Annotated in this window: 1 protein-coding gene; it reads right to left on the reverse strand. The window is 38.5% G+C overall.

What is annotated here, in order from left to right; genetic code table 11:
- On the reverse strand, positions 1–325 hold a 325-nt coding region (locus Q4528_RS13130; RefSeq protein ID WP_303521924.1), incomplete at both ends, for a hypothetical protein.

Here is a 325-nt window from a genome sequence, read left to right on the forward strand (position 1 = left end):
GTGCAGATCCAGTAATGTGGCAATCATCAAAAGTATGCTCATCACCATCAACAGCTCAACGGGAAATCCTCGGTCTTTATAAAATTCCGTGACTCCTCCTTCCAACCTTTTAAGGAGTTGCTCCGTTTTATTCTTAGAAAGCTCCAAGTCAGTCTCAATAAGAACGTCTAAAATTTTTGCAAACAGTATTAGGATAATGAGGTTGATGCAGCTGGTGGTAATGTTGTTTATTGGGGCTTTGAGAAACAAGGTAAAGTAGTCATAGGGCTCTAAATAATTGACAATGCGGACATTGAAATCTCTAAATAGAAACTCTCCATATATG

Origin of the sequence: Staphylococcus pasteuri, assembly GCF_030547725.1 — a bacterium.
GTDB classification, from domain to species: domain Bacteria; phylum Bacillota; class Bacilli; order Staphylococcales; family Staphylococcaceae; genus Staphylococcus; species Staphylococcus pasteuri.